This window comes from Rahnella sp. 2050 (genome assembly GCF_040544515.1).
Classification (GTDB): domain Bacteria; phylum Pseudomonadota; class Gammaproteobacteria; order Enterobacterales; family Enterobacteriaceae; genus Rahnella; species Rahnella aceris.
Genome location: NZ_JBEPKE010000004.1, coordinates 100,704 through 123,969, shown reverse-complemented (window position 1 = coordinate 123,969; position 23,266 = coordinate 100,704). Strand labels below are relative to the sequence as shown.

The window sequence follows — 23,266 nt, the reverse complement described above, 5'->3', positions numbered from 1 at the left end:
AACTATCGGGAATAACAGGGAATATTTCATGCAACTCACGGGACCTAAATCTTCACGCAGTAAAAGCCGCCCGGAAGGGCTGGCGGAACGCATTTATCAGCAGCTGAAAGACGACATTTTCAGCTTCCGCCTGCTGCCCGGTGACCGGTTCAGCGAAAACGACATCGCTGACCGCATGGAAGTCAGCCGCACACCGGTACGTCAGGCGCTGTTCTGGCTGGAACATGAAGGCTATGTCGAAGTGTTTTTCCGCAGTGGCTGGCAGGTTCGCCCGTTCGATTTCGACTTTTTCGAGCAGTTGTACGATCTGCGTATCGTGCTGGAACTGGAAGCAGTGAAACGTCTGTGTGCGTTGCCGCCAGCCGCTCAGCCCTTACAACTGGCTGAACTGAAAGCGTTCTGGATCGATCAGCCGCAACTGCAAGATGGTCAGGTGGTCTCGCGTTATGACGAGGAGTTTCACATGACGCTGGTGGCCGCGGCGGGTAATGCCGAAATGGCGCGAATCCACCGCGAGCTGACGGAGAAAATCCGCATCATCCGGCGGCTGGATTTCACCAAAGGTGAGCGGGTTAACGCCACCTATAAAGAACACGCGAGCATTTTGCTCGCCATCATCCAACAACAAACCGAGGAGGCACAGCACCAGTTACACGATCATATTGCCGTCAGTAAGGCCGAGGTACGCAAAATTACTCTGCACATGTTGCACCGGGCCCGGGCGGAGAGTGACGAGGGCAACCCGTCATGACTTTTTTAAATGTTTTTTCGACTTTCTACATACCAGCGTTCTCTTAACTTTTCTTCAGAGGGTACATCTATGCAACGTCGACGTTTTATTAAAGCCTTTGCTCTTTCCGCTACCGTAGTCAGCATGGGCTTAGCCTGGAGCGCGCAGGCAGCCGAGACCATCAAAGTCGGTATTATGCATTCGCTTTCCGGCACCATGGCCATTTCAGAAACTCCGCTGAAAGACATCGCGCTGATGACCATTGACGACATCAACGCCAAAGGTGGCGTGCTCGGCAAAAAGCTCGAGCCGGTGGTGGTCGATCCAGCCTCCAACTGGCCGCTGTTCGCTGAGAAAGCCCGCCAGTTGCTGACGCAGGATAAAGTCGCGGTGGTGTTTGGTTGCTGGACGTCGGTGTCGCGTAAATCTGTGCTGCCGGTGTTTGAAGAACTGAACGGCCTGCTGTTCTATCCGGTGCAGTACGAAGGCGAAGAAATGTCGCCAAACGTGTTCTACACCGGTGCCGCGCCTAACCAACAGGCGATCCCGGCGGTGGAATACCTGATGAGTGAAGACGGCGGTGCGGCCAAACGCTTCTTCCTGCTCGGCACCGATTATGTCTATCCGCGTACCACCAACAAAATTCTGCGCGCCTTCCTGCATTCCAAAGGCGTGAAAGACAGCGACATCGAAGAAGTCTATACGCCGTTCGGTTACAGCGATTATCAGACCATCGTTTCCAACATTAAGAAATTCTCCGCTGGCGGCAAAACTGCGGTGATCTCCACCATCAACGGCGATTCCAACGTGCCGTTCTACAAAGAGCTGGCGAATCAGGGCGTGAAAGCGACGGATGTGCCGGTGGTGGCGTTCTCGGTCGGTGAAGAAGAACTGCGCGGTATCGACACCAAACCGCTGGTCGGTGACCTTGCGGCGTGGAACTACTTCCAGTCGGTTGATAACCCGACCAACAAGAAATTCGTGGCTGAATGGAAGGCTTACGCGAAGGCGCACAAACTGCCAAACGCCGATAACGCGGTGACCAACGACCCGATGGAGGCGACCTATGTCGGCATCCATATGTGGGCGCAGGCGGTGGAAAAAGCCGGTACGACGGATGTGGATAAAGTCCGCGCCGCGATGGCCGGACAGACCTTCGCTGCACCGTCCGGCTTCACGCTGACCATGGATAAAACCAATCATCACCTGCACAAACCGGTAATGATCGGCGAAATCGAATCCAACGGTCAGTTCAACGTGGTCTGGCAGACCGACAAACCAATCCGCGCCCAGCCGTGGAGCCCGTACATCGCGGGTAACGATAAAAAGCCAGATACCCCGGTAAAAACGACTAACTGATTGCTTTAGCTCCTTCTTGCGAAGGGGAGGGCTGGGGTGGGGTATTAATGGCAACTGTGTTGTTTGCAAAACCCCCTCCCCGCCTCCCCCTTCGCAGGGGGAGGAGCAAACCAGCATCAACTTTATGCGGCGAGAACATTATGAGAATCCTCATCCGATCACTGCTTTTCCTGCTTTGTTGCCTTCCGTTGCTGGCAGAGGCGGGTGCGGCGAATGACTTTGCTGCCGCCAGCCGCAGCCAGCAGGCCACGTTATTACAGCAATGGGCGGCAGACCCGCAGCCGGAAAGGCTGCCACTGCTCGAGGCACTGAAGCAGGAAAACGTCGTCATCGACGAAGCAAAACATGCGTTTGCGCAAAATGGCGATCAACTGACGCCGCTGGAAGGCGACGTTAAACCGCAGGGTGACACCAAAAAAGTCTGGCTGAACAACCGCCTGCGTATTCTGATTGCCAATGCGCTTTCCGCACACCGTCTGGTGAGCACCGACAGCGCGGTCCGTTTACAGGCCGCCAAAGCCTTACAGCGCGAAGCGCAGGCCGATCAGTTGCCGCTGCTGACCCGTCGTCTTGAACGGGAAAAAGACAGCACCGTTCACGACGCCCTTTCCATCGCGCTGGCAAATTTACAACTGGCTGATGCCAGTCCGCAGGTGCGCCTGAAAGCCGTTGAACTGCTCGGCACGTCGGGCGATCCGGATACTCAGGGCCGCCTGCAAAGCCTGACGGATCCGAAAACCGAGCCTGATGCCACGGTGCGTAATGCCGCGCTCGCCAGCCTGAAAGCGGTGCAGCATCGCCTGATGATTGGCGATTTACTGGGTCAGGCGTTTACCGGCTTATCGCTCGGCTCGATTCTGCTGCTGGCCGCACTCGGACTGGCGATCACATACGGTTTGCTGGGTGTGATTAACATGGCACACGGCGAGATGTTAATGCTCGGCTCTTACTCGACTTACATGGTGCAGTCGCTGTTTCAGCACTATGCCCCTGGCCTGCTGGCGCTGTATCCGCTGGTGGCACTGCCGGTGGCCTTTTTCATTACGGCGGGGATTGGCATGGCACTGGAGCGCACGGTCATCCGCCATTTATACGGTCGTCCGCTGGAAACGCTGCTGGCGACCTGGGGCATCAGCCTGATCCTTATTCAGGGCGTACGTATGCTGTTTGGTGCGCAGAACGTCGAAGTGGCGAATCCCGGCTGGCTCTCCGGCGGTATTCAGTTGCTGCCGAATCTGGTGCTGCCGTACAACCGCATCGCGGTGATCATCTTCGTGTTGCTGGTGCTCGGCCTGACCTGGCTGCTGCTCAATAAAACCCGGCTGGGCATGAACGTACGCGCCGTCACCCAGAACCGCGCCATGGCGGCCTGCTGTGGGGTGCCCACCGGGCGCGTCGATATGCTGGCGTTCGGCCTCGGTTCCGGCATTGCCGGTTTAGGTGGCGTGGCATTATCGCAGCTCAGTAACGTCGGCCCGGAACTCGGTCAGGGCTACATCATCGACTCCTTCCTGGTGGTGGTACTTGGCGGTGTCGGACAACTGGCGGGCACCGTGGTGGCGGCCTTTGGTCTGGGCATCGTGAACAAAATTCTTGAGCCGGAAATCGGCGCAGTACTGGGGAAAATCCTGATCCTCGCGCTGATTATCCTGTTTATTCAGAAACGTCCTCAGGGACTCTTCGCCTTCAAAGGCAGGGTGATTGACTGATGAGCCAGCCTCTGACGATTACCGGCGTACAAAAAGCGCCTAAGATTGCGATTTCGGTGGGCACGCTGGTGCTCATCTTCCTGATTGTGATGCCGTTTCTGGCGCTGTTGCCCGCCGGTAATCCGCTGGCGATCTCCACGTACACGCTGACGCTGATCGGCAAGATCCTCTGTTATGCGATCGTGGCGATCGCGCTCGATCTGGTCTGGGGTTATGCCGGTTTGCTGTCGCTCGGCCACGGGCTGTTTTTCGCCCTCGGCGGTTATGCGATGGGCATGTATTTAATGCGGCAGGCCGCAGGCAGCGGATTGCCGGATTTTATGTCGTTTCTGTCGTGGACCGAGTTGCCGTGGTTCTGGGCAGGTACGCAGCATTTCGCCTGGGCGCTGTGCCTGATTGTGCTGGTGCCCGGCGCGCTGGCGTTTGTGTTCGGCTATTTCGCCTTCCGTTCAAAAATCAAAGGCGTCTATTTTTCGATCATGACGCAGGCGCTGACGTACGCCGGTATGTTGCTGTTTTTCCGCAATGAAACCGGTTTTGGCGGCAATAACGGTTTCACCGGTTTTACCACCCTGCTCGGCTTTCCGGTCACCGCCACCGGCACCCGCGTGGGATTATTTTTAGCCACGGTTCTGGTGCTGGTCGCCAGTCTGGCGCTGGGCTTTGCGCTGGCGAGAAGTAAATATGGCCGCGTGCTGACGGCAGTGCGTGACGCTGAGAACCGGCTGATTTTCTGCGGTTACGATCCGAAAGGTTTCAAGCTGTTCGTCTGGACGATTTCCGCCATGCTGTGCGGTCTGGCGGGTGCGCTGTACGTGCCGCAGGTCGGCATTATCAACCCGGGCGAAATGTCGCCGACCAACTCCATCGAAGCCGCCATCTGGGTGGCACTCGGCGGACGCGGCACGCTGATCGGCCCGGTTATTGGCGCAGGCATCGTGAATGGCGCGAAAAGCTGGTTCACCGTCGCCATTCCCGAATACTGGCAATTTGTGCTCGGCGGCATGTTTATTCTGGTGACACTGTTCCTGCCGCAAGGCGTGATTGGCCTGCTGCGCAAGAGGAAATCCTGATGACCATGACCGAAGACCTGTTTACCCAACCGCAGCGGGCGGACCGGCACCGCGAACAAACTGACCCGATTTTGCAACTGGAAAACATCAACGTCAGCTTTGACGGCTTTAAGGCGCTGACCAATTTGTCGCTGAACATCGGCGTCGGCGAATTACGCTGCGTGATCGGCCCGAACGGCGCGGGGAAAACCACGCTGATGGACGTGATCACCGGCAAAACCCGACCGCAAAGTGGTCGTGTTTTTTACGACCAGCGTACCGATCTGACGAAACTGGATCCGGTGCAAATTGCGCAGTCAGGCATCGGGCGGAAATTCCAGAAACCGACGGTATTTGAAGCGCTGACGGTATTCGAAAATCTGGAAATCGCGCAGAAAACCAATAAATCGGTATGGGCGTGTCTGCGCGCAAAAATGAACAGCGAGCAGCGTGACCGTATCGATGAAATGCTTGGCACGCTGCGCCTCGCCGCTGAGCGCCACCGACCGGCGGGCCTGCTTTCGCACGGTCAGAAACAGTTTCTGGAAATCGGTATGTTGCTGGTGCAGGAACCGCATCTGTTACTGCTCGATGAACCGGCGGCAGGCATGACCGATGCCGAAACCGAATACACCGCAGAACTGTTCAAACAACTGGCTGGCAGGCATTCGCTGATGGTGGTCGAGCACGATATGGGGTTTGTGGAAACCATCGCTGACCACGTCACCGTACTGCATCAGGGTCAGGTACTGGCTGAAGGCTCGCTGCGTGAAGTGCAGGCCAACGAGCAGGTTATCGACGTGTATTTAGGGCGCTGAGGAGTCGCATTATGTTGCAGGTAAATGAACTGAATCAGTTTTACGGCGGCAGCCACATTCTGCGCGGCCTGTCTTTTGAGGCAAAAATCGGCGAAGTGACGTGCCTGCTCGGGCGTAATGGCGTCGGAAAAACCACGCTGCTCAAATGCCTGATGGGGCTGATACCGGCGAAATCCGGCACCATCACCTGGCAGGATCAGGTGATCAATTCCCGAAAACCGCACCAGCGTGTACAGGCGGGCATTGCCTATGTCCCGCAGGGACGCGAAATTTTTCCGCGTCTGACCGTGGAAGAAAATCTGCTGATGGGGCTGTCGCGTTTTTCCGGCAGCAATGCTAAACAGGTGCCGGATGAAATCTACCATCTGTTCCCGATCTTGCTGGAAATGAAGCATCGCCGCGGCGGGGATTTGTCCGGCGGCCAGCAGCAACAACTGGCGATTGGCCGTGCGCTGGCCTGCAAACCGAATCTCCTGATCCTCGACGAACCGACCGAAGGCATTCAGCCGTCGGTGATTAAAGAAATCGGTGCGGTGATCAAACAGCTCGCCGCCCGCGGTGACATGGCAATCCTGCTGGTCGAACAATTCTACGATTTCGCCGCCGAACTGGCCGACAGCTATCTGGTGATGTCGCGCGGCAGCATTGTGAAACGCGGGCGCGGGGCAGAAATGGAGGCGGAAGGCGTGCGCGGGCTGGTGGCGATTTAGTCCCTGATAAAGTAACGCTCGCTAATTCATCCCTTCAGGTCTACCATAAACCTAACTGCTAGGTTTATGGATAAACTCATGCCCACAATTCTCCGCTTTTCAGGATGGTTGATTATGGTTTACAGCCATGATCACCTGCCGCGCCATGTTCATTTACGACGCGGAGATCAAAGCTTTGTTTCGTTACTTAGAAGCAAATATCGTCACGCTCAATGCTGAATGGGAGAAGATCCATGGCACCAATGACACGATTTGATGCGGCGTTAAAGCGCGGGGAGCAAACGGCTAATGACCCTTCCCGCCCTGTTTCGGTCGAATACCGTCCTGAACAACATGCCTTTATGATCATGCACGGCAACGGCGTCGGGTATCTTATTAACATTGATTTGATTGAAGAACTTCAGCACGCGACGCAGGAACAACTGAACACCGCAGCAGTCGATGGTTTCAGCAAAGCACTGCGTATTCCGGCCTGTAATGTGGATATTTACCTGCCGGGATTACTTGCAAAAATTCTTTTTGATGCCAGCGACTTACAGAAAATTGTTGCCTCAATTAACGGTGCCATGCGCAGCGCCGTTAAAGCCAGTGCCAGCCGGGAAAATGGTAAAAAAGGCGGACGTCCGCGTAAAAATACAGAGTTACGTTAATGCCCAAAATCAAAAGTCAGGAAGCTCTGATGCGTCAGCGCAAGCGCTGGATCATGCTGGCGGTGCTGTTGGCGGTGATCGCCGCAGGCCATCAGTGGTGGAAACAAGGGAAACTCGTCTCCGAGCAATGGAGTCCGAACAAACAGTATGTGGTGCGCGAGTATAAAACTTTCGAATTTATTCCGCGCATGACCATGCCGGGCGACGGCGGGCATTATTCCGGCTATATGCGTGTCTACAACCGCGACGGCAAACAATTTTACGAAGAGTATTCCGACCTGCTCGACTTTATCGAAGGACCGTTCTGGGCGAAGGAAGGCGTTTACTGGATGGGTAATGATAATCAGGACATCGTACGGTTGCCGACGTCGCCGGTGGAGTGATTAACAGACACAAAAAAGCCGCGACTTGCGCGGCTTTTCACATCTCAACCTAAGGTCGACACCTTAGCTTCTGACTTTACGGTAGATAAACAGTACGACGATCGCACCAATCACGGCGACCACGAAGCTGCCGAAGTTGAATCCGTCTACGCGACCAAAACCGAAGAAAGTACTGATATAACCACCCACAACGGCACCTACAACACCCAGGACTACGGTCAGAATGAATCCGCCGCCATCTTTGCCCGGCATGATCCATTTCGCCAGAATACCTGCAATCAGACCAAAGATAATCCAGGATAAAATTCCCATTTTCGACTCCTCCGAATAAATTTCCGTTACCGTGAATATTGTTCAGCCAAATTAGCCAAACAAGAGCAGAACGTTTCAGGCTCTGCGAGCAGAACGTGTGTTTTGCACGAACGCCCTCTTCTTGAACTGCAGATAAAGTCTAGCACCCTTTCTACAAAACCGCCCAAAATCAGCAGGAAGGGAAGAAATGCAGAGAAACCTAAGGCAGTTTCAGGCTGTGTCAGCACGAATGCGGTTTCGTCAGCTACCCGCATTCGCACGTAAAATTGCGTAAAAAGTAGACCAAATATTTTGAACAAGATACTCAAATCAATCCGTTTTTCATCTCCGGGTATCACGCCTATTATACATTCATCGAAAGGCAACCACCTTTCACTCTCATAACCTGAATGGATAAATCATCATGAAAAACGTCAAAATTTTTGCTGTAGCTGCAACCCTTTCCCTGATTTCTTTCGGCAGCTTCGCGGCTCAGCAGATTACTCAGCCATCAAGTGACATGCAGAAAATTGGGGTGATTTCCGCCGCCAACTCCACCTCTATCAGTGGCCTGGAAGCGAAACTTTCACAACAAGCGAAAGATGCCGGTGCCTCTTCTTACCGCATCATCTCCGTGACCGGGAACAACAAACTGCACGCTGACGCTGAAATCTACAAATAATCGTCTGCGAGAAAACCCTCTGAAAAGCCTGTGGAAGCCCGACTTCCACAGGCTTTTTTATTTGCCAGTATTTTTATGCCGAATTTCATTTAAATTCGCGATTGCATCTCTGCCGTCCGCTTCACTATTCTGGTTTTTTCGCTCATCAGGAAAAGCCAATGACCGTTACCGAATCCCTGCTTTCTTACGCGCTTGCCGCTGGCATTTTAACCCTCACCCCCGGTCTCGATACCGCACTGGTGCTGCGCACTGCCGCCAGTCAGGGCAGTAAAAAGGCGCTGTCCACCGCTTTTGGCATCAGCACCGGTTGTCTGGTCTGGGGCGCGATGGTAGCACTTGGCCTTGGCGCCGTGCTCGCTGCCTCTGAAATCGCCTTCAATGTCTTGAAATGGATCGGTGCCGCGTATCTGGCCTGGCTCGGCCTGCAGATGTTGTTCAAACCCCGCAACGAAATGAACATGGATGCGCCGCAAAGCCGCCGCACCGCCTTACGCATCGGGAACTCGCCGTTCGTTAAAGGCCTTTTTGGCAACGTGCTTAACCCGAAAGTCGGTGTGTTTTATGTCTCTTTCCTGCCGCAGTTCGTCGCCACCGGCTATCCGGTCGGGCCGTACATTTTCGGCCTCGCGGCCATGCATGCGGTGATCGGGACGTTATGGTCGGTCACCATGATTTCGGCCACCCGCCCGCTGTCGCGCTGGTTGCGCCGTCCGGCAGTGGTCAGAACGCTGGACCGGCTCACCGGCACCGTGTTTATCGCTTTTGCAGTTCGCCTCGCTACGACAAAACGTTAACGGAAAAAGGAAAAATGTCATGAAGACTCGTCTCACCCATGCCCCGACCGAAAGCGATCTCGAGGAGATCAAAACGGCACTGCGGGATTTCAACAGAAACTTTATCCCGAAACCGACCTTCCGCGAGTTAGGCATTTTCGTGGAAGATGAGAATGGCAAGAAACTGGCCGGTATCGTGGCTGAAACCGTCGGCTACTGGATGTACATAAAGATGCTGTGGGTCGATGAAACGCTGCGCGGCAAAGATGTCGGCACGCAGCTCATCAGGGAAGCGGAAGAGGAAGCCAAAGCACGGGGTTGCCGTTACTCGCTGGTTGATACGTTCAGTTTCCAGGCGCGGCCTTTCTACGAACGTATGGGCTATAGCATGCAAATGGCGCTGGAGGATTACATCCCTGATTCCCGCGCGCCGGACGATGCGCCCTCGACGCATACGCGGTTCTTTCTGACAAAAACGTTAAGCTGAAAGCGCCAGCCATTCCTTCACCGATGGCCGCTGCCATTGCGCCTCTGCGTAAGCGGCCAGTTTCTCCGGCAGCGGATCGCCGTTCAGATGCAGACGATTAAGCATCAGCGCCAGATCCACGTCCGCAATACACCATTCGCCAAATAAATATTCTTTGTCGCCCAGTAAAAACGCTGCGGCGGCATACAATTTTTCAGCCGCCTGCTGTCCGCTTGCACTGAGCGCCGGACGTTTCGCACCGGCAAACACCACTTCCGTTGAACGCTCTTCGCGAATAGGCATCAGATCGCTGCGCAGCCATGCCTGTACTTCACGGGCCTTGGCGCGGTTTTCAGGGTCAGCCGGGTAAATGGCCGGGAACGTGGGCGCAGGGAACAACTCTTCGACATATTCATCAATCGCAGAAGACTCGGATAACACAAACGTGCCATTGGTTAATGTCGGTACGCGGCGGGTGACGGAAATCGCCGAATAATTTTCCTTCAGGTTTTCCGCGTTAGCCAGATCTACCTTTTCCAGTTCAAAGGGAATGCCTTTTTCGGTCAGCGCGACAAAAGCAGACATCACGTATGGGCTGAAAAAATTGGCATCGGAATACAAAATCAGCGAAGGCTGGCTCATGGCAAACTCCTGAAAGAAATAAAACAAAGGAAGAAAAACATAGCGCAGAAAGAGGGAGGTGTCGTTAAAAACTCATTCAGATGATAAACCCGAGTGGAGTTGTTGGGATACGGGCAAATTTTCTCATTCTAAAGAATGCGTACATCATCTTATACATTAAGCTAATTTTGAGAAACTGATTAAACAAGATATTTTCCGCACCAAACTTTCGCACGTTTTTTAACCATTGCCATTTGGCTTAAGTCAATATATCCTCTAAAAAACCGCCAAACAAACGGACTTCAAAGGGCGCATTATGGATAATTCAGAAGAGATAGCACAGCGCATTGCCGACATAATTATTTCCCCTGATTCAGCTATTGGTTTGGTACATGGAATACTTTCCGTGCCAGTTGATCTTGGATATCTTGCCTATGGTTTTTTTGATACAGATTCATACCACGCGCATGAAACAGAAACAATAAGAATAATAGAAGCGATTAAACGTGGAATACTGGAACATGATCGGATTACGGACGCGATACAAACTATACTTAACGATTTCAATAAATACGTTTCAGAAAGCGAACAAAACAAAACATACAGCCGCTCTGTTTTCTCAGTTGTCGGCAGAACTGCAACTAATACAGTTATTGCCGGGAAAGTTGCTATCGCGATAGCTCAAGGAACAAGCTTTTTTGTGAAAGTAAGAGGCGGGGTCATTGGAAACATATTATTAGTCGGAGGAATGAAAGAACGCTGCATTCGGGCATCAGAAAAGCTGAGCGTGGAAGTGCCTGAACTCTACGCTATTTTGCGGTTAAAAGATTATGATCTGCTTTATTTCCTGTTCGAGCCTGCCCTGTCACCTTTTGTTGACGCCCTGTATGTTCGACACCAACAAGGCTCTCCCGCGTTTGATAAGATCCTAAAAATTGTAGATTCAAAAGTTGGAGGCCGTGGATAAGTGGATAAGAAACCCAGTTTTATGAAGAAAGCTGCAAATGCTGCAGTAGGTCAAATAGGCGCTATCCTTGGCGGTGCATCAGTCTGGTTTTCGTTATTCTTTGTATTTTATTTTGATACCTGGCTGGAGAGATTGCTCGCCATTTCAGCTATGGTATTTGTCATATGGATTATTGGTAAACTAGTCGATAAATATTACCCACAAGATAACTAAACATTAAAAATAAGGATATTTCATGTCAAATCCGGCATATTTATTTCTAACCGGAGTAGATGGTTCACCCATTGTTGGTGGTTCGTTGGTTTCAGGCAGAGAAGGGGCGATAGAGTTAAAATCAGTGACTCATAATATGCATATCCCAGCCGACAGAAACACGGGTAAACTAACAGGGACACGAATACATTCTCCGATCACCTTGCAAAAAGAATTCGATAGGACAACGCCGCTTTTGTATCGAGCACTGAGTGAAGGACAAACGCTGAAGTCTGCTACAATCAAAATGTATCATATTCTTGAGGCGGGAATAGAAGCCGAATACTTCAATATCATTTTGGAAAATGTAAAAGTTACATCCATTGCACCCAATTTATACCCAGGCAACCAGACTGGGACACATTTTGAAACTATCCAGCTACGCTATGAAAGCATTACATGGAAGTATGTAAACGGGAATATCATTTATAAAGATATCTGGAATGAACGCATAACCGCCTAATAGATCGGCGACAACCCACTACAGCCTCCATCTCTGCTTCGGAAATCCAAAAACGACATATAAAGTCGGCATTTTTACGCCTCCAACCCACCTCATACTTATTCATTGTAGCAATGAATAAGTATGAGGTCCGCCAAAGATAAACGTTCGCATCCTGCGCACGTCTCCCTATACTGCTGTTATGTCGGCTGATTCAGCACCTGTTCAGGAAACTCCTATGAAGTCATGGCTCTTACCTCTTTTGCTGCTTGCACCGCTCTGCTCGCAGGCGGCATCTACGCCGAAAGAAATCAAAGCGCGGTTCAGCCAGTTTAAGGTCGGCGATAAAACCATTTGCCTGGATGATGTGACTTACGCCAACAACAGCAAAATGAAAGTTATCGAGAACGGCTTCGTGGTTTCGAAACGCAAGAATGTGCTGGTTTATCAGAGCAACACCTTATTTCTGCTCGGTAATGACATCACGGTGAACATCAAGGCCGTGATTGAAAGCAAGGCGGGGAAAACAGGATTCCGTAATCAGTTTAAACAGGCGATGATCCGGGTCGACGGGATGGATGATCCGACGCGCGCCAGTGAAAAAGCCAAAATCATTCAGTCTTTTGAAGACGTGATTTCAGATAAAAATAATGAAACGCCCTACAGTTCAGTGGCGCTGACCGATAAAGGCTACATCATCACGCAGATGGAAAGTCATTCCACCACCATCAGCGAATGCTACGTCACGCCTTATAAGAAGCCGGAAAACAACAAATAAATCAGAGGGAAAGGATGACTATTTTAGCGCCGATGAGTGCTGCGTTTTACCAGGGTTTCGCAGAACAGCTGGCAAAAGATTATGCAGAAGAGAACGTAACAGCCGGTCTTTGGCAGGCGGATACCGCGCTGGAACGGGCTCGCAGTTCTACGCAAAGTGCACTGCCGCAAGGTACTGATACGCCGGATCAGTATCTTTTTGAGATTAAAACCAAAGAGAACGGCGAAACAGCGGGCTATTTATGGTTTTCCAATGTGGAACGTTATGGCGTGCGCAGCGCGTTCGTGTACGAACTGACGGTGTATCCGCAATTTCGCCGTCAGGGTCATGCAGCGGCAGCGTTCAGATTGATGGAAGAACGCCTGCAGGAACAGGGTTGTGTGGCAATTGAACTGAATGTCTTTGCCAGCAATCCCGGTGCGCAGGCGCTGTACGCCAGCCTCGGTTACGTCACAACGAAAATGAATATGCGTAAACCACTTAACGGGAATATTTAATAAATTCGGTCAGCGTACCAATACGATCATACAGTTTGCGGGCAGTATGATTTGAGGTCTGGGTAGTCCAGTAGACGTTGGCTTTATTGTTTTCGTCGGCGTAAGCATAAATCGCTTCAATCAGTTTTTGCCCGATCCCCAGTTTGCGGGCGCGGTCGTCAACGTACAAATCCTGCAAATACACCACCTGCTGCATGTGCCAGCCATGATCGTGATTGATACAGTTCACCAGCCCGACCAGTTTTCCCTCGTACTCCGCCACATAGCCAAACATGCTGGCGTAATCAGGCTGTGATAAACGCTGGAAAGTGTAATCAAATTGCGCCGGATCGAGCTCCGACTGGTAAAAATCCAGATAATCACGCCATAACGCTTCCCAACCTTCGCGGTCTGCGGGGGTTAACAGACGGATCATCACATCGTGCGGCTGGCTCATCGGGCATTCTCCTCAGGAAATGAAAACGTTACGGGCGTGACTGCGGATAATGTATCAGGTCGTGGAAGCGCACGGAATGACCGCTTTCATTGCGGTAAGCGTGCGGACAATCGGCAACAAAACGCAAAGCTTCACCGGCGCTGAGCACACGCGTCACGCCGTCAACCGTCAGCGTCAGTTCACCTTCGATAACAATCACATGCTCAATCACTCCGGCTTCGTGTGGTGTGGATTCGCTGCATCCGCCCGGCTCGAGATCGATAACAAACATGTCCATACGCAGCGTGGTATCGAACGGAAACAACGGCACCACGCGCATGCCCGAAGTGTCACTGTTGAACGTAGTCAGTAAGCCGTGGCGATGCAACGCCGCTGACTGCGCGGGCGGCGTTTCGAGAAATTCCGAGAACGAAACATTCAGGCCGCTGGCGATTTTCCACAGCGTCGCGACGGTCGGGCTGGATTCGCCGCGCTCGATTTGCCCGAGCATCGCCTTGCTGACGCCGGTATGTTCTGCCGTCTGGCTGAGACTCCAGCCGCGTTCGCTGCGCACGGCTTTCAGCTGGCTGCCAATATGGTGGGTGAGTTCCTGCATCCTGACTCCTCTGGCAATCGTTTTTACCGATCGCGATTGTGCGCTATAACGCACAGTGATATCTTGAGCGCAGCAGATGTGCGCTATAACGCACAACAGCATACCGCCAGCGTCCGCTAACCAGAAGGAATTTCGCCCATGGCCTCGCGTCTCAGTTTGCAGAATTTAACGTTTTCGGCGGTAATCGCCGGATTTGTCGCGGTTTTAGTCGGGTATACCAGCTCCGCGGCGATTATCTTTCAGGCGGCGGAAGCGGCGGGCGCCAGCGTAGCGCAGATTGGCGGCTGGCTGAGTATGCTCGGGCTGGGCATGGGCGTTACCAGCATCGGGCTATCGTTGTATTACCGCACGCCGGTGGTGACGGCCTGGTCAACGCCCGGTGCGGCGCTGCTGGTGACCAGCCTGCCCGGCACTTCGCTTAACGAAGCCATTGGCGTATTTGTGTTTGCCACCGGGCTGATCCTGCTGTGTGGCGTGACCGGCTTATTCGCCAGACTGATGCATTACATTCCTCAGGCGCTGTCAGCGGCGATGCTCGGCGGTATTCTGTTGCGTTTCGGGCTGAACGCCTTTACCTCACTGCAAAGCAATTTTGCCCTCGCAGGGACCATGTGTCTGGTGTATCTGCTGGCAAAACGCGCCCTGCCGCGCTATGCGGTGGTAATGGCGCTGGTTGCCGGGCTGATCGTCGCCGCATTACAGGGTGATATTGCCCTGCACGGTCAGACGCTGACCTTCGCCGCACCGGCGTTTGTGATGCCGCATTTCACACTTTCCACCATTATCGGCATTGGCATTCCGTTTTTTGTGGTGACCATGGCCTCACAGAATGCGCCGGGCATCGCCACACTGAAAGCGCACGGCTATCATCTGCCCGTTTCGCCACTGATTTCCTGGACAGCGCTGACTGCGTTAGTTTTAGCGCCGTTCGGCGGTTTTACCATCTGTATCGCCGCCATTACCGCCGCGATTTGTATGGGTGAGGATATTCATCCTGATCCCAAAAAACGCTATATGGCGGCCGTCTCGGCAGGCGTTTTCTATCTGATTGCGGGCGTGTTTGGCGGTTCCATCGGCATGGTCTTTACTGCGTTACCGGAGGCGCTGATCCACACCATCGCCGGGCTGGCGCTGCTCGGCACCATTGCTGGCAGCCTGTACCGCGCGCTGGAAAATGAGCGTCAGCGCGACGCGGCAATCATTACGTTTCTGATCACCGCTTCCGGCGTCACGCTGCTGGGAGTCGGTTCGGCATTCTGGGGGCTGGCCGGTGGTGTGATAACCCATCTGATCCTCAGCATTCCGGCGCGCAATCGTGATAAATCTGCCGGGAAAAGTTGAGTCCGTTCAAGTTATGGGTAACAGGTTTTCGTAACACGACGCAAAGTGACGACGATCACATTTTATGACCGGCAAACCCTCTTTACTGGGCGCAATCAGGCCCTTTAAAGAGCGAGAATTCCATGACTATTGCCACACAATCCTGCGTCGTAACCGGGAAAAAAGACGTTTCGGTGATCAACCAGACCCTCGACTACACCGGAGCAGGTACGCTGGTGAAAATCACCCGCGGCGGCATCTGCGGCTCGGATCTGCATTATTATGAACACGGCGCGGTGGGTGATTTCAAAGTGCGCGAGGCGATGGTACTCGGCCACGAAGTGGTGGGTGTGGTGGAGAAATCGGATAACCCGCGTTTGCAGCCTGGTCAGAAAGTGGCGCTGAACCCGAGTAAGCCGTGCAAAGCCTGCAAATACTGTCTTTCCGGCGACGAAAATCAGTGCACCACCATGAAATTCTTCGGCAGCGCGATGTATTTCCCGCACATCAATGGCGCGTTTACGCAGTATAAGATCGTCGACAGCAACCAGTGCATTCCTTACGACAATCAGGTCAGTGACCGTCTGATGGTGTTCGCCGAGCCGCTGGCCGTCGCCATTCATGCCGTCAATCAGGCAGGCGATATTCATGGCAAAACGGTGTTTGTTTCCGGCGTCGGTCCGATCGGTTGCCTGATCGTGCTGGCGGCGAAAGCCAAAGGCGCCGCGCAAATCGTGGTGACGGACCCGAGCGAACGTTGCCGCACGCTGGCACTGGCGGTGGGTGCAGGTAAAGCGCTGGACGCCGCACAGGGTGATTTCAGTGAATATCAGGCGGAGAAAGGCTTTTTCGATGTCTCCTTTGATGCCTCCGGCCATCCGTCTTCCATCCGCCGTTGTCTGGAAGTGACCCGCGCGCGCGGCACGCTGGTTCAGGTCGGCATGGGACCGGTGGTGAATGAATTCCCGCTGATGATGCTCATTGCCAAAGAAATTAACTGGGTCGGCAGCTTCCGCTTCACCGAAGAATTCAACACGGCGGTCGAATGGCTGGCGAATAAAACGGTCGATCCGATGCCGCTGCTGTCGGCGGAATTCCCGCAGGAAAGCCTGGTGGAAGCGCTGGAGTACGCCCTGGATAAATCCAAAGCCTCGAAAGTGCAACTGGTTTTCTAACCGGGTCTGCAATACCAGTCACAATATCAAAACACCGTTTCATTTTATTATGTCCTCTGATTTTTATCCTCAGAGGACATTTGCATTATGGTAAAGGACAACGCGAAAAAGCAGGTCGCTCTGCTGCTGGCCGACGGATTTGAAGAAGGTGAAGCGGTAATTGTGCTCGATATTCTCGAGCGGCTGGAGATTCAGGTCACCACATTAGCCTGCCAGAAAAGCCTGACGCTGCGCACCTATCACGGCATTCAGATGCAGGCCAACGAACTGCTGTCCGCGCAGGGTGATCGTTTATTCGATGCCGTGGTAATGCCCGGCGGGCCGGAAGGTTCAGTGGCGCTGGCGGCCAGTAAAGAGGTGGTGGAATTTGTCCGCCGTCATGACGACGCCGGGAAACTGATTTGCCCGCTGTGCTCCGCTGCCGCGCGCGTACTGGGCGGAAACGGGCTGCTGAAAGGTCGTCGCTATGTCTGTTCCGGCGATTTATACAAAGACGTGAAAGACGGCGTTTACCTCAATCAGTCTTTTGTGGAAGACGGCAACTTACTCAGCGGCAAAGGATTAGGGCTGGCGTTTGATTTTGCGTTTCAGCTTGCGTACCGCCTGACCGGCGATGCTGAAACGACCAATTTCCAGGCCGACCATATCGACTATCACCACTGGCGCGCCGATCAGAAGCTTTGATCAAAAAATTCTGAACCGACGGCGGATGGCGCAGGTCGTCCGCCCTGGTCAGCATCATGTCCGTTTTTGGCATTCTTCTCATTTCAATTCAGGCGCACACTGGCTTCACACTCACCAGATGGAGTCCGGAAATGACCCAAAGCGCCCTGTTAAATATCGACGTTCAACGTTCCTTCGAACATAAAGACTTCTGGCAGCAGGATGATTTACCGGCTTTCAGCGCAGCCTTAACCCGCCTGATTGATGGTTGTCAGGCCCGCAACGTGCCGGTTATCGACGTGTTTCACGTCAATCCTGATGGCGACTTTTCGCTGGCTTCCGGTCTGGTCACGCCGATGACGTTCCTCACACACCAGCCGCAACATGTCGTCCATAAACACGTCCACAATGCCCTGACGGAATCCGGCCTCGACGGCTGGCTGCGCGATAAAGGCATCACGCATCTGATTATCGCCGGTATGCGTACCGAGCAGTGCTGCGAAACCACGGCCCGCGTGGCGTCCGACCTCGGCTATTCGGTGACTTTTGTCACCGAAGCGACACTGACCTTCCCGATGACCCACGCCAGCGGACTCACGCTGAGCGCGCAGGAGATCAAATTGCGTACCGAACTGGTGCTCGACGACCGCTTTGCCACCCTCACCGACGTGACCGGTGCGCTGGCGGAACTTGACCGCGTTGTGTGAAGATAGCGTTTTCCCCTGCGGACGGATGAAGCACTATGCAGCGAAATGTCTACTTTGTGACGCTCCCCGGCGTGATGTCGTTAGATCTCACCGGCCCGGCGGAAGCGCTGCGCCTGAGCGGGCAATTCCGGCTGCACTACATCGGGCCGCAGCCGGAAGTCATGATGTCTACCGGCCTGATGGTTAGCCATTTGCAGCCACTGCCGCAAAGCCTGCCAGAGGGCAGCATTCTGATCATGCCGGGCGTGGCGGAATCCGCTGAAAACTTCAGCTCAATGGTGGCGCAGACGACCTGCGACTGGCTGCATCAGCAGAAAAGCGCCATTGAAGCGGGGAATTTAACGCTGGTGTGTATCTGCTCCGGCAGCCTGCTGGCCGGAAAAGCCGGGCTGCTCGACGGCTATCAGTGCACGACACATCACGACGTGATCGGGCAGTTGCGCCAGCAGGTCCCCGCCGCACAGGTAAAAGATAACCGGATATTTGTTGAAGACCGTTCCGTGCTGACCAGCGCGGGCATCAGCGCCGGTATCGATCTGGCACTGCACCTGATCGCCACGCATCTGGGGCCACAGGCGGCGCTGGATGTCGCCCGCGAAATGGTGGTCTATTTTCGTCGTGGCGGTGATGATCCGCAACTCTCTCCGTGGCTGCGTTACCGTAATCATCTGCACCCCGCCGTTCACCGCGCACAAAATCTGATGGCCGCCGAACCGGAATCCGCCTGGCAGGTGGAAGAGGTCGCTGCCAGAGCGCACATCAGCGCACGCCACCTCACCCGTTTGTTCCGCCAGCATCTGGGTATCAGCGTGCGTGACTACCACGAGCAACTGCGTATCGCCGTGGCGCAACAGCGCCTTCAGCAGGGATCAGGCATCGAAAAAGCCGCCCTCGCCGCCGGATTTTCATCCGCAAGACAATTGCGCCGTGCGCAGGAGCGGTGGCGTTAAAGGGATTCAGCTCACCCAATTCCGCCGGTCTATTTTCCCAAGCCCCATCGCCAGTAATAATCCACCACCCAGTCCGCAGATAAACAAAAAGGCGATGTTCAGCAGCGGATATTGCGGAAAGTCGAGATGCTGGCTGCGCAGCCCAATGATGATCAGTGCATGAAAGCCGTAGATGGCCAGGGAATGACGGGAGATCAGGGCAAATCCCGGCAGCATGCGGTGTGTCAGCGCGTTTTTGAACACCACGAACAGCGCGATGGCGGAGATAAACACCAGCGGGCCGCTGTAGACGTAAAAAGTGTCGGCGAAATTCTGGTTAATTTGCATCTGCCGGTACGTACCCGTGGCAATCGCCAGCGTGCTGAGGATAAACAGGGCGCTGGCGGTAAGCGTGATTACCATTTTTTCAGTATTGAGCTGGCTGATGGCGCGGCCCATCAGGGCGTAAAGCACGTAATAGAAGGTATCGCCACTGATGTATAAATCCAGCGGCAAAAGATGGATTTTCTGCCATGTCACGGCAGGCAGTTGCGGATTCGCCAGGACGCCAAGCAATGTTCCGGCGATCAGCAGGTATCTGCCGGATACGGCTTTAACGTTAATCAGCGGGGAAATCAGGTAAATCACGATAATGGCGTAGAAAAACCAAAGATGGTAAAACACCGGTTTTTCCACAATCAGACGCAAAGACGGCCAAAATCCTATTTTTGTCATGGTGAGGATATACATCAGCGAGACGGCGCTGTAGAACAGCAAACATAATGTGACGCGCCAAAAATGCCGTTTTTGCGCACTTTTTTCACCCAAAAATAGCGCACCGGAAATCATAAAGAACAGCGGCACACAGACGCGCGAGGCGGAATTGAGCAGGTTTGCCACTGTCCATTCAGCGGTATGGACCGCAGCGAAATTGACCACCAGCGAGGTGCTGGCGTGGATCATCACCACCATCATGCAGGCGAGCGCACGCAGATTATCTATCCAGCTGATTTTTTGGCTCATTCCCTGCAATTTCCTTCTTACCGATGGTTGTTGGCAGCGTAGCCAGCTTTTGGAGGGCTAACAAGGTAAAAGTGCCGTTCTCAGATTGTGCTGAACGTGAATCTGAAGATTGCGTTGCGCTCAAATAATCGGCAAAATAGCCAGCATTACTGCCTCGCTTGCGAAACCCGCCCGGACAGTCTCTTATTTTCTGCTAATTTTCAACCGATTAGCCTTACGTCTGTGAATAACTAAAATGCATAATTCTCCAAATACTGCGTCCCTTCTGGGTCGGCAGGCGCTTTTGTTCCCTCTGTGCCTGGTGCTGTTCGAATTCGCGACTTATATCGGTAACGATATGATCCAACCGGGCATGCTGGCCGTCGTGGCTAATTTTAATGCCGGGGAAGAATGGGTGCCAACATCCATGACCGCTTATCTGGCTGGCGGCATGTTCCTGCAATGGCTGCTCGGGCCACTGTCAGACAGGCGCGGGCGTCGTCCGGTCATGCTGGCGGGCGTGAGCTTTTTCATCATCACCTGTCTGGCCATTTTGTTCGTACAAAACATTGAACAGTTTATGGTGATGCGTTTCCTGCAAGGCATCAGCCTGTGCTTTATCGGCGCGGTCGGCTACGCGGCGATACAGGAATCTTTCGAAGAATCGGTGTGTATTAAAATCACGGCCATGATGGCGAATGTCGCGCTGATTGCCCCGCTGCTCGGGCCGCTGGCCGGTGCGGCGCTGATCCACATTGCCCCGTGGCAGTCGATGTTTGTAATTTTCGCCGTGCTCGCCGCTATCGCGCTGTGGGGACTGTGGAAATCGATGCCGGAAACAGCTTCCCGCCTTGGCGAACCGTTCTCGATGCCAAGCCTGCTGCGCGATTACAAGCACGTGCTGAAGAACCGTCAGTTCGTATGCGGCGCGCTGGCGATTGGTTTTGCCAGCCTGCCGTTGCTGACATGGATTGCACAGTCGCCGGTGATTTTAATCAGCGGCGAAGGCTTAGCCGCTTACGATTATGGCCTGTTACAGGTGCCGATTTTCGGCGCACTGATTATCGGTAACGTTACGCTGGCGCGCCTGACGGGCAAACGTACCGTCGAATATCTGATTAAACTGGGCGCAGGCCCGATGGTGGTCGGTTTGCTGATCGCTGCGGTGGCTACGATGTTTTCTGCGCATGCCTATCTGTGGATGACCGCCGGTCTGAGCCTGTATGCGTTCGGAATTGGTGTGGCGAATGCCGGTTTGTACCGCCTGACGCTGTTCTCCAGCGACATGAGCAAAGGGACTGTCTCCGCCGCCATGGGCGTTATCAGCATGATGATTTTCACGGTTGGGATTGAGCTGGCAAAAGTGGCTTATGTCGAAGGCGGTGCGGGGATGTTTAACATGTTCAACCTGATCAGCGGCCTCGCCTGGCTGGCGCTGGTGGTGGTTTTCCTGCGCAGCCGTCAGGTGGTGCTGCCGCCGAACAGCGTGGTGTGATTTCGATCTGAGTCGCCTGCAAAACCCCCTCCCCGCCTCCCCCTTCGCAGGGGGAGGAGTAAAAACGCCGACCTGCTCCCTCCCCTGCGAAGGGGAGGGCTGGGGTGGGGTATTAATGGCAACTCAGAATCAGAAAAGCCCCATCGGTTTACTCGAATAACTCACCAGTAAACATTTCGTTTGCTGATAGTGATCCAGCATCATCTTATGGGTTTCGCGCCCGATACCGGATTGTTTGTAACCGCCGAATGCCGCATGTGCCGGATAGGCGTGATAGCAGTTGGTCCAGACACGGCCAGCCTGAATGTTGCGCCCCATATGATACGCCACGTTGCCGTCACGGCTCCAGACACCCGCCCCCAGCCCGTAAGCCGTATCGTTGGCGATTTGCAGCGCCTCATCCATATCTTTGAATGTCGTTACCGCCAGCACCGGTCCGAAAATTTCTTCCTGGAAGACGCGCATGTTGTTTTTACCCAGCAAGATGGTCGGTTGCAGGTAATAACCCTCGTTCAGTGAACCTTCAAGTTTTTTCTTCGCACCGCCGGTCAGGACTTCCGCGCCCTCATTTTTACCGATTTCGATGTAATCCAGAATGGTTTTCATCTGTCCGGCAGACACCTGCGCGCCCATCTGGGTTTCCATATCCAGCGGGTTACCGGTTTTGATCGCTTCCACGCGTTTGATTGCCCGTTCCATAAAGCGTTCGTAGATGGACTCCTGCACCAGCGCACGGCTCGGACAGGTACAGACTTCGCCCTGATTGAAGGCAAACAGCGCGAACCCTTCCAGCGCTTTGTCGAAGAATTCGTCCTCTTTATCCATCACGTCGGCGAAGAAAATATTCGGCGATTTACCGCCCAGTTCCAGCGTAGCCGGGATCAGGTTTTGTGCAGCATAGCCGGCGATCCGCTGGCCGACTTCCGTCGAACCGGTGAAAGCGACTTTGGCGATACGTTTGGAGGTCGCCAGATATTCGCCGATTTCCCCGCCCGCGCCGTTGACCACGTTAATGACGCCAGCAGGCAGAATGTCCTGCACCAGTTCCATCAGCAACAGAACCGACAGCGGCGTCAGTTTGGCCGGTTTGAGTACGATGCAGTTACCTGCCGCCAGCGCCGGTGCCATTTTCCAGCACGCCATCAGCAGCGGGAAATTCCACGGGATAATTTGTGCCACCACGCCCAGCGGTTCGTGGAAATGATAGGCCACGGTTTCGCTGTCGATTTCGCTGATCCCGCCTTCCTGTGCGCGTACGCAGGAGGCGAAATAACGGAAATGGTCGATGGCTAACGGCACGTCTGCACCACTGGTTTCGCGGATCGGTTTGCCGTTATCCCAGGTTTCGGCATTTGCCAGCAGTTCAAGATTTTGTTCCATGCGATCGGCGACTTTCAGCAGTAAGTTTGCACGCTGCTGCACCGGCATTTTTCCCCATGCGTCTTTGGCTTGATGGGCGGCATCCAGCGCCAGATCGACGTCATCGGTGCTGGAACTGGCTACTTTACACAGCACTTCGCCGGTAACCGGCGTCAGGTTGTCGTAATACTCTTTTTTTACCGGCGCGACCCATTCACCGCCAATAAAGTTGTCGTATTGTTTTTTGAGTTTCAGCGGGAAACCGTATTCTTCCGGTTTGACGGCATGAGGATTTTTATCATAGGCCATGATGGAACTCCTTTATGCAACAGGGATTAGCAGAGCGCTGCACAAAGCTTAGGCTTTAAAAATCTCACCGGCAGATTGTAAAGAGAAGTCTTCGAG

Annotated in this window: 27 protein-coding genes and 1 pseudogene; 22 read left to right on the top strand and 6 right to left on the bottom strand. The window is 53.7% G+C overall.

The features are described from left to right. Nucleotides 1–28: 28 nt before the first annotated feature. The 8 genes from ABIC79_RS16690 to ABIC79_RS16655 all read left to right on the top strand — a co-directional run bounded on the left by ABIC79_RS16690 (nt 29) and on the right by ABIC79_RS16655 (nt 7,411). Nucleotides 29–751, top strand: coding sequence for a GntR family transcriptional regulator (locus ABIC79_RS16690; RefSeq protein ID WP_119261068.1), 723 nt, complete (start codon nt 29–31; stop codon nt 749–751). A 69-nt stretch (nt 752–820) separates the two neighbouring features. Beyond that, the gene (urtA, locus tag ABIC79_RS16685) at nt 821–2,089 is read left to right on the top strand and encodes an urea ABC transporter substrate-binding protein (protein WP_013573424.1); all 1,269 of its coding nucleotides are present in this window, start codon (nt 821–823) and stop codon (nt 2,087–2,089) included. Nucleotides 2,090–2,229: 140 nt separating this feature from the next. After that, the gene (gene urtB, locus ABIC79_RS16680) at nt 2,230–3,798 is read left to right on the top strand and encodes an urea ABC transporter permease subunit UrtB (RefSeq protein ID WP_119261067.1); all 1,569 of its coding nucleotides are present in this window, start codon (nt 2,230–2,232) and stop codon (nt 3,796–3,798) included. After that, on the top strand, nt 3,798–4,871 hold the full coding sequence (gene urtC / locus ABIC79_RS16675) for an urea ABC transporter permease subunit UrtC (RefSeq protein ID WP_112197282.1): 1,074 nt from the start codon (nt 3,798–3,800) through the stop codon (nt 4,869–4,871). Before urtB ends, urtC begins: the two co-directional genes overlap by 1 nt. Next, nucleotides 4,871–5,668 carry an urea ABC transporter ATP-binding protein UrtD gene (gene urtD, locus ABIC79_RS16670; protein WP_013573421.1) on the top strand — a complete coding sequence of 266 codons (798 nt, stop codon included), beginning with the start codon at nt 4,871–4,873 and terminating at the stop codon, nt 5,666–5,668. The genes urtC and urtD overlap by 1 nt, the downstream gene beginning before the upstream one ends. A gap of 11 nt (nt 5,669–5,679) precedes the next feature. Beyond that, on the top strand, nt 5,680–6,378 hold the full coding sequence (gene urtE, locus ABIC79_RS16665; protein WP_112197281.1) for an urea ABC transporter ATP-binding subunit UrtE: 699 nt from the start codon (nt 5,680–5,682) through the stop codon (nt 6,376–6,378). A 233-nt stretch (nt 6,379–6,611) separates the two neighbouring features. Further along, the gene (locus ABIC79_RS16660; protein ID WP_013573419.1) at nt 6,612–7,028 is read left to right on the top strand and encodes a DUF2442 domain-containing protein; all 417 of its coding nucleotides are present in this window, start codon (nt 6,612–6,614) and stop codon (nt 7,026–7,028) included. Nucleotides 7,029–7,057: 29 nt separating this feature from the next. Beyond that, nucleotides 7,058–7,411 carry a hypothetical protein gene (locus tag ABIC79_RS16655; protein ID WP_217217098.1) on the top strand — a complete coding sequence of 118 codons (354 nt, stop codon included), beginning with the start codon at nt 7,058–7,060 and terminating at the stop codon, nt 7,409–7,411. A gap of 63 nt (nt 7,412–7,474) precedes the next feature. Here ABIC79_RS16655 and ABIC79_RS16650 read toward each other — a convergent pair whose 3' ends face one another. Continuing rightward, nucleotides 7,475–7,723: a GlsB/YeaQ/YmgE family stress response membrane protein gene (locus ABIC79_RS16650; RefSeq protein ID WP_013573417.1), complete on the bottom strand. Its 249-nt coding sequence runs from the start codon at nt 7,721–7,723 to the stop codon at nt 7,475–7,477. A gap of 403 nt (nt 7,724–8,126) precedes the next feature. Between ABIC79_RS16650 and bhsA the strand changes: the two genes are divergently transcribed. From bhsA to ABIC79_RS16635, 3 genes are all read left to right on the top strand, one after another. Beyond that, complete coding sequence (gene bhsA / locus ABIC79_RS16645; protein WP_013573416.1) at nt 8,127–8,384, top strand: multiple stress resistance protein BhsA; 258 nt, start codon at nt 8,127–8,129, stop codon at nt 8,382–8,384. A gap of 158 nt (nt 8,385–8,542) precedes the next feature. After that, entirely contained in the window at nt 8,543–9,178 is a 636-nt protein-coding gene (locus tag ABIC79_RS16640; RefSeq protein ID WP_013573415.1) for a LysE family translocator, read from the top strand. Nucleotides 9,179–9,197: 19 nt separating this feature from the next. Further along, nucleotides 9,198–9,644, top strand: coding sequence for a GNAT family N-acetyltransferase (locus ABIC79_RS16635; protein ID WP_014411441.1), 447 nt, complete (start codon nt 9,198–9,200; stop codon nt 9,642–9,644). Here the strand turns inward: ABIC79_RS16635 and yfcF are convergent. Further along, the gene (yfcF, locus tag ABIC79_RS16630; protein WP_013573413.1) at nt 9,636–10,265 is read right to left on the bottom strand and encodes a glutathione transferase; all 630 of its coding nucleotides are present in this window, start codon (nt 10,263–10,265) and stop codon (nt 9,636–9,638) included. The two genes, ABIC79_RS16635 and yfcF, sit on opposite strands and share 9 nt — an antisense overlap. Before the next feature lie 295 nt (nt 10,266–10,560). Here yfcF and ABIC79_RS16625 point away from each other — a divergent pair, with 295 nt between their 5' ends. From ABIC79_RS16625 to ABIC79_RS16605, 5 genes are all read left to right on the top strand, one after another. Further along, nucleotides 10,561–11,211 (top strand): Ssp6 family T6SS pore-forming effector, encoded by a 651-nt coding sequence (locus ABIC79_RS16625; protein WP_037033838.1) that lies wholly within the window; start codon nt 10,561–10,563, stop codon nt 11,209–11,211. A gap of 21 nt (nt 11,212–11,232) precedes the next feature. Beyond that, nucleotides 11,233–11,424: a hypothetical protein gene (locus tag ABIC79_RS16620; protein ID WP_037033839.1), complete on the top strand. Its 192-nt coding sequence runs from the start codon at nt 11,233–11,235 to the stop codon at nt 11,422–11,424. A gap of 22 nt (nt 11,425–11,446) precedes the next feature. Continuing rightward, nucleotides 11,447–11,926, top strand: a complete 480-nt coding sequence (locus ABIC79_RS16615; protein ID WP_037033840.1) for an Hcp family type VI secretion system effector — start codon at nt 11,447–11,449, stop codon at nt 11,924–11,926. A 217-nt stretch (nt 11,927–12,143) separates the two neighbouring features. Then, nucleotides 12,144–12,683 (top strand): hypothetical protein, encoded by a 540-nt coding sequence (locus ABIC79_RS16610; protein WP_013573412.1) that lies wholly within the window; start codon nt 12,144–12,146, stop codon nt 12,681–12,683. Between the two features lie 14 nt (nt 12,684–12,697). Then, nucleotides 12,698–13,180, top strand: coding sequence for a GNAT family N-acetyltransferase (locus tag ABIC79_RS16605; protein ID WP_354567863.1), 483 nt, complete (start codon nt 12,698–12,700; stop codon nt 13,178–13,180). Here the strand turns inward: ABIC79_RS16605 and ABIC79_RS16600 are convergent. Beyond that, nucleotides 13,164–13,616: a GNAT family N-acetyltransferase gene (locus ABIC79_RS16600; protein ID WP_354567861.1), complete on the bottom strand. Its 453-nt coding sequence runs from the start codon at nt 13,614–13,616 to the stop codon at nt 13,164–13,166. The two genes, ABIC79_RS16605 and ABIC79_RS16600, sit on opposite strands and share 17 nt — an antisense overlap. A 28-nt stretch (nt 13,617–13,644) precedes the next feature. After that, on the bottom strand, nt 13,645–14,211 hold the full coding sequence (locus ABIC79_RS16595) for a helix-turn-helix domain-containing protein (protein ID WP_013573409.1): 567 nt from the start codon (nt 14,209–14,211) through the stop codon (nt 13,645–13,647). A 138-nt stretch (nt 14,212–14,349) separates the two neighbouring features. On the opposite strand from ABIC79_RS16595, the gene ABIC79_RS16590 reads away from it, so the two are divergent. The 5 genes and pseudogenes from ABIC79_RS16590 (at nt 14,350) to ABIC79_RS16570 (ending at nt 19,026) form a co-directional block, all read left to right on the top strand. Next, the gene (locus tag ABIC79_RS16590) at nt 14,350–15,552 is read left to right on the top strand and encodes a benzoate/H(+) symporter BenE family transporter (protein ID WP_013573408.1); all 1,203 of its coding nucleotides are present in this window, start codon (nt 14,350–14,352) and stop codon (nt 15,550–15,552) included. Between the two features lie 122 nt (nt 15,553–15,674). Then, nucleotides 15,675–16,706 carry an L-idonate 5-dehydrogenase gene (idnD, locus tag ABIC79_RS16585; protein ID WP_013573407.1) on the top strand — a complete coding sequence of 344 codons (1,032 nt, stop codon included), beginning with the start codon at nt 15,675–15,677 and terminating at the stop codon, nt 16,704–16,706. Between the two features lie 87 nt (nt 16,707–16,793). Further along, entirely contained in the window at nt 16,794–17,390 is a 597-nt protein-coding gene (locus tag ABIC79_RS16580) for a DJ-1/PfpI family protein (protein ID WP_014411438.1), read from the top strand. A 131-nt stretch (nt 17,391–17,521) separates the two neighbouring features. Further along, a pseudogene (locus tag ABIC79_RS16575) lies at nt 17,522–18,064 on the top strand (isochorismatase family protein); the annotation flags it as partial. A 47-nt stretch (nt 18,065–18,111) separates the two neighbouring features. Further along, nucleotides 18,112–19,026: a GlxA family transcriptional regulator gene (locus ABIC79_RS16570; RefSeq protein WP_013573404.1), complete on the top strand. Its 915-nt coding sequence runs from the start codon at nt 18,112–18,114 to the stop codon at nt 19,024–19,026. A 6-nt stretch (nt 19,027–19,032) separates the two neighbouring features. Here the strand turns inward: ABIC79_RS16570 and ABIC79_RS16565 are convergent, their stop codons facing one another. Further along, a complete protein-coding gene (locus ABIC79_RS16565; RefSeq protein ID WP_013573402.1) occupies nt 19,033–20,028 on the bottom strand; it encodes an acyltransferase in 996 nt (331 codons plus the stop codon). Nucleotides 20,029–20,263: 235 nt separating this feature from the next. Between ABIC79_RS16565 and ABIC79_RS16560 the strand changes: the two genes are divergently transcribed. After that, nucleotides 20,264–21,502: an MFS transporter gene (locus ABIC79_RS16560; RefSeq protein WP_013573401.1), complete on the top strand. Its 1,239-nt coding sequence runs from the start codon at nt 20,264–20,266 to the stop codon at nt 21,500–21,502. Nucleotides 21,503–21,631: 129 nt separating this feature from the next. Here the strand turns inward: ABIC79_RS16560 and exaC are convergent, their stop codons facing one another. Further along, nucleotides 21,632–23,170, bottom strand: coding sequence for an acetaldehyde dehydrogenase ExaC (exaC, locus tag ABIC79_RS16555; protein ID WP_013573400.1), 1,539 nt, complete (start codon nt 23,168–23,170; stop codon nt 21,632–21,634). Between the last annotated feature and the right edge of the window lie 96 nt (nt 23,171–23,266).

Coding starts and splice junctions, on each gene's coding strand:
- ABIC79_RS16610 (WP_013573412.1), top strand. CDS start 12,144: ATGAAGTCATGGCTCTTACCTCTTTTGCTGCTTGCACCGCTCTGCTCG.
- yfcF (WP_013573413.1), bottom strand. CDS start 10,265: ATGAGCCAGCCTTCGCTGATTTTGTATTCCGATGCCAATTTTTTCAGC.
- ABIC79_RS16625 (WP_037033838.1), top strand. CDS start 10,561: ATGGATAATTCAGAAGAGATAGCACAGCGCATTGCCGACATAATTATT.
- idnD (WP_013573407.1), top strand. CDS start 15,675: ATGACTATTGCCACACAATCCTGCGTCGTAACCGGGAAAAAAGACGTT.
- ABIC79_RS16635 (WP_014411441.1), top strand. CDS start 9,198: ATGAAGACTCGTCTCACCCATGCCCCGACCGAAAGCGATCTCGAGGAG.
- ABIC79_RS16560 (WP_013573401.1), top strand. CDS start 20,264: ATGCATAATTCTCCAAATACTGCGTCCCTTCTGGGTCGGCAGGCGCTT.
- ABIC79_RS16565 (WP_013573402.1), bottom strand. CDS start 20,028: ATGAGCCAAAAAATCAGCTGGATAGATAATCTGCGTGCGCTCGCCTGC.
- urtE (WP_112197281.1), top strand. CDS start 5,680: ATGTTGCAGGTAAATGAACTGAATCAGTTTTACGGCGGCAGCCACATT.
- ABIC79_RS16590 (WP_013573408.1), top strand. CDS start 14,350: ATGGCCTCGCGTCTCAGTTTGCAGAATTTAACGTTTTCGGCGGTAATC.
- bhsA (WP_013573416.1), top strand. CDS start 8,127: ATGAAAAACGTCAAAATTTTTGCTGTAGCTGCAACCCTTTCCCTGATT.
- ABIC79_RS16620 (WP_037033839.1), top strand. CDS start 11,233: ATGAAGAAAGCTGCAAATGCTGCAGTAGGTCAAATAGGCGCTATCCTT.
- ABIC79_RS16580 (WP_014411438.1), top strand. CDS start 16,794: ATGGTAAAGGACAACGCGAAAAAGCAGGTCGCTCTGCTGCTGGCCGAC.
- exaC (WP_013573400.1), bottom strand. CDS start 23,170: ATGGCCTATGATAAAAATCCTCATGCCGTCAAACCGGAAGAATACGGT.
- ABIC79_RS16640 (WP_013573415.1), top strand. CDS start 8,543: ATGACCGTTACCGAATCCCTGCTTTCTTACGCGCTTGCCGCTGGCATT.
- ABIC79_RS16600 (WP_354567861.1), bottom strand. CDS start 13,616: ATGAGCCAGCCGCACGATGTGATGATCCGTCTGTTAACCCCCGCAGAC.
- ABIC79_RS16660 (WP_013573419.1), top strand. CDS start 6,612: ATGGCACCAATGACACGATTTGATGCGGCGTTAAAGCGCGGGGAGCAA.
- urtC (WP_112197282.1), top strand. CDS start 3,798: ATGAGCCAGCCTCTGACGATTACCGGCGTACAAAAAGCGCCTAAGATT.
- ABIC79_RS16650 (WP_013573417.1), bottom strand. CDS start 7,723: ATGGGAATTTTATCCTGGATTATCTTTGGTCTGATTGCAGGTATTCTG.
- ABIC79_RS16690 (WP_119261068.1), top strand. CDS start 29: ATGCAACTCACGGGACCTAAATCTTCACGCAGTAAAAGCCGCCCGGAA.
- ABIC79_RS16615 (WP_037033840.1), top strand. CDS start 11,447: ATGTCAAATCCGGCATATTTATTTCTAACCGGAGTAGATGGTTCACCC.
- ABIC79_RS16570 (WP_013573404.1), top strand. CDS start 18,112: ATGCAGCGAAATGTCTACTTTGTGACGCTCCCCGGCGTGATGTCGTTA.
- ABIC79_RS16605 (WP_354567863.1), top strand. CDS start 12,698: ATGACTATTTTAGCGCCGATGAGTGCTGCGTTTTACCAGGGTTTCGCA.
- ABIC79_RS16595 (WP_013573409.1), bottom strand. CDS start 14,211: ATGCAGGAACTCACCCACCATATTGGCAGCCAGCTGAAAGCCGTGCGC.
- urtD (WP_013573421.1), top strand. CDS start 4,871: ATGACCATGACCGAAGACCTGTTTACCCAACCGCAGCGGGCGGACCGG.
- urtA (WP_013573424.1), top strand. CDS start 821: ATGCAACGTCGACGTTTTATTAAAGCCTTTGCTCTTTCCGCTACCGTA.
- ABIC79_RS16655 (WP_217217098.1), top strand. CDS start 7,058: ATGCGTCAGCGCAAGCGCTGGATCATGCTGGCGGTGCTGTTGGCGGTG.
- urtB (WP_119261067.1), top strand. CDS start 2,230: ATGAGAATCCTCATCCGATCACTGCTTTTCCTGCTTTGTTGCCTTCCG.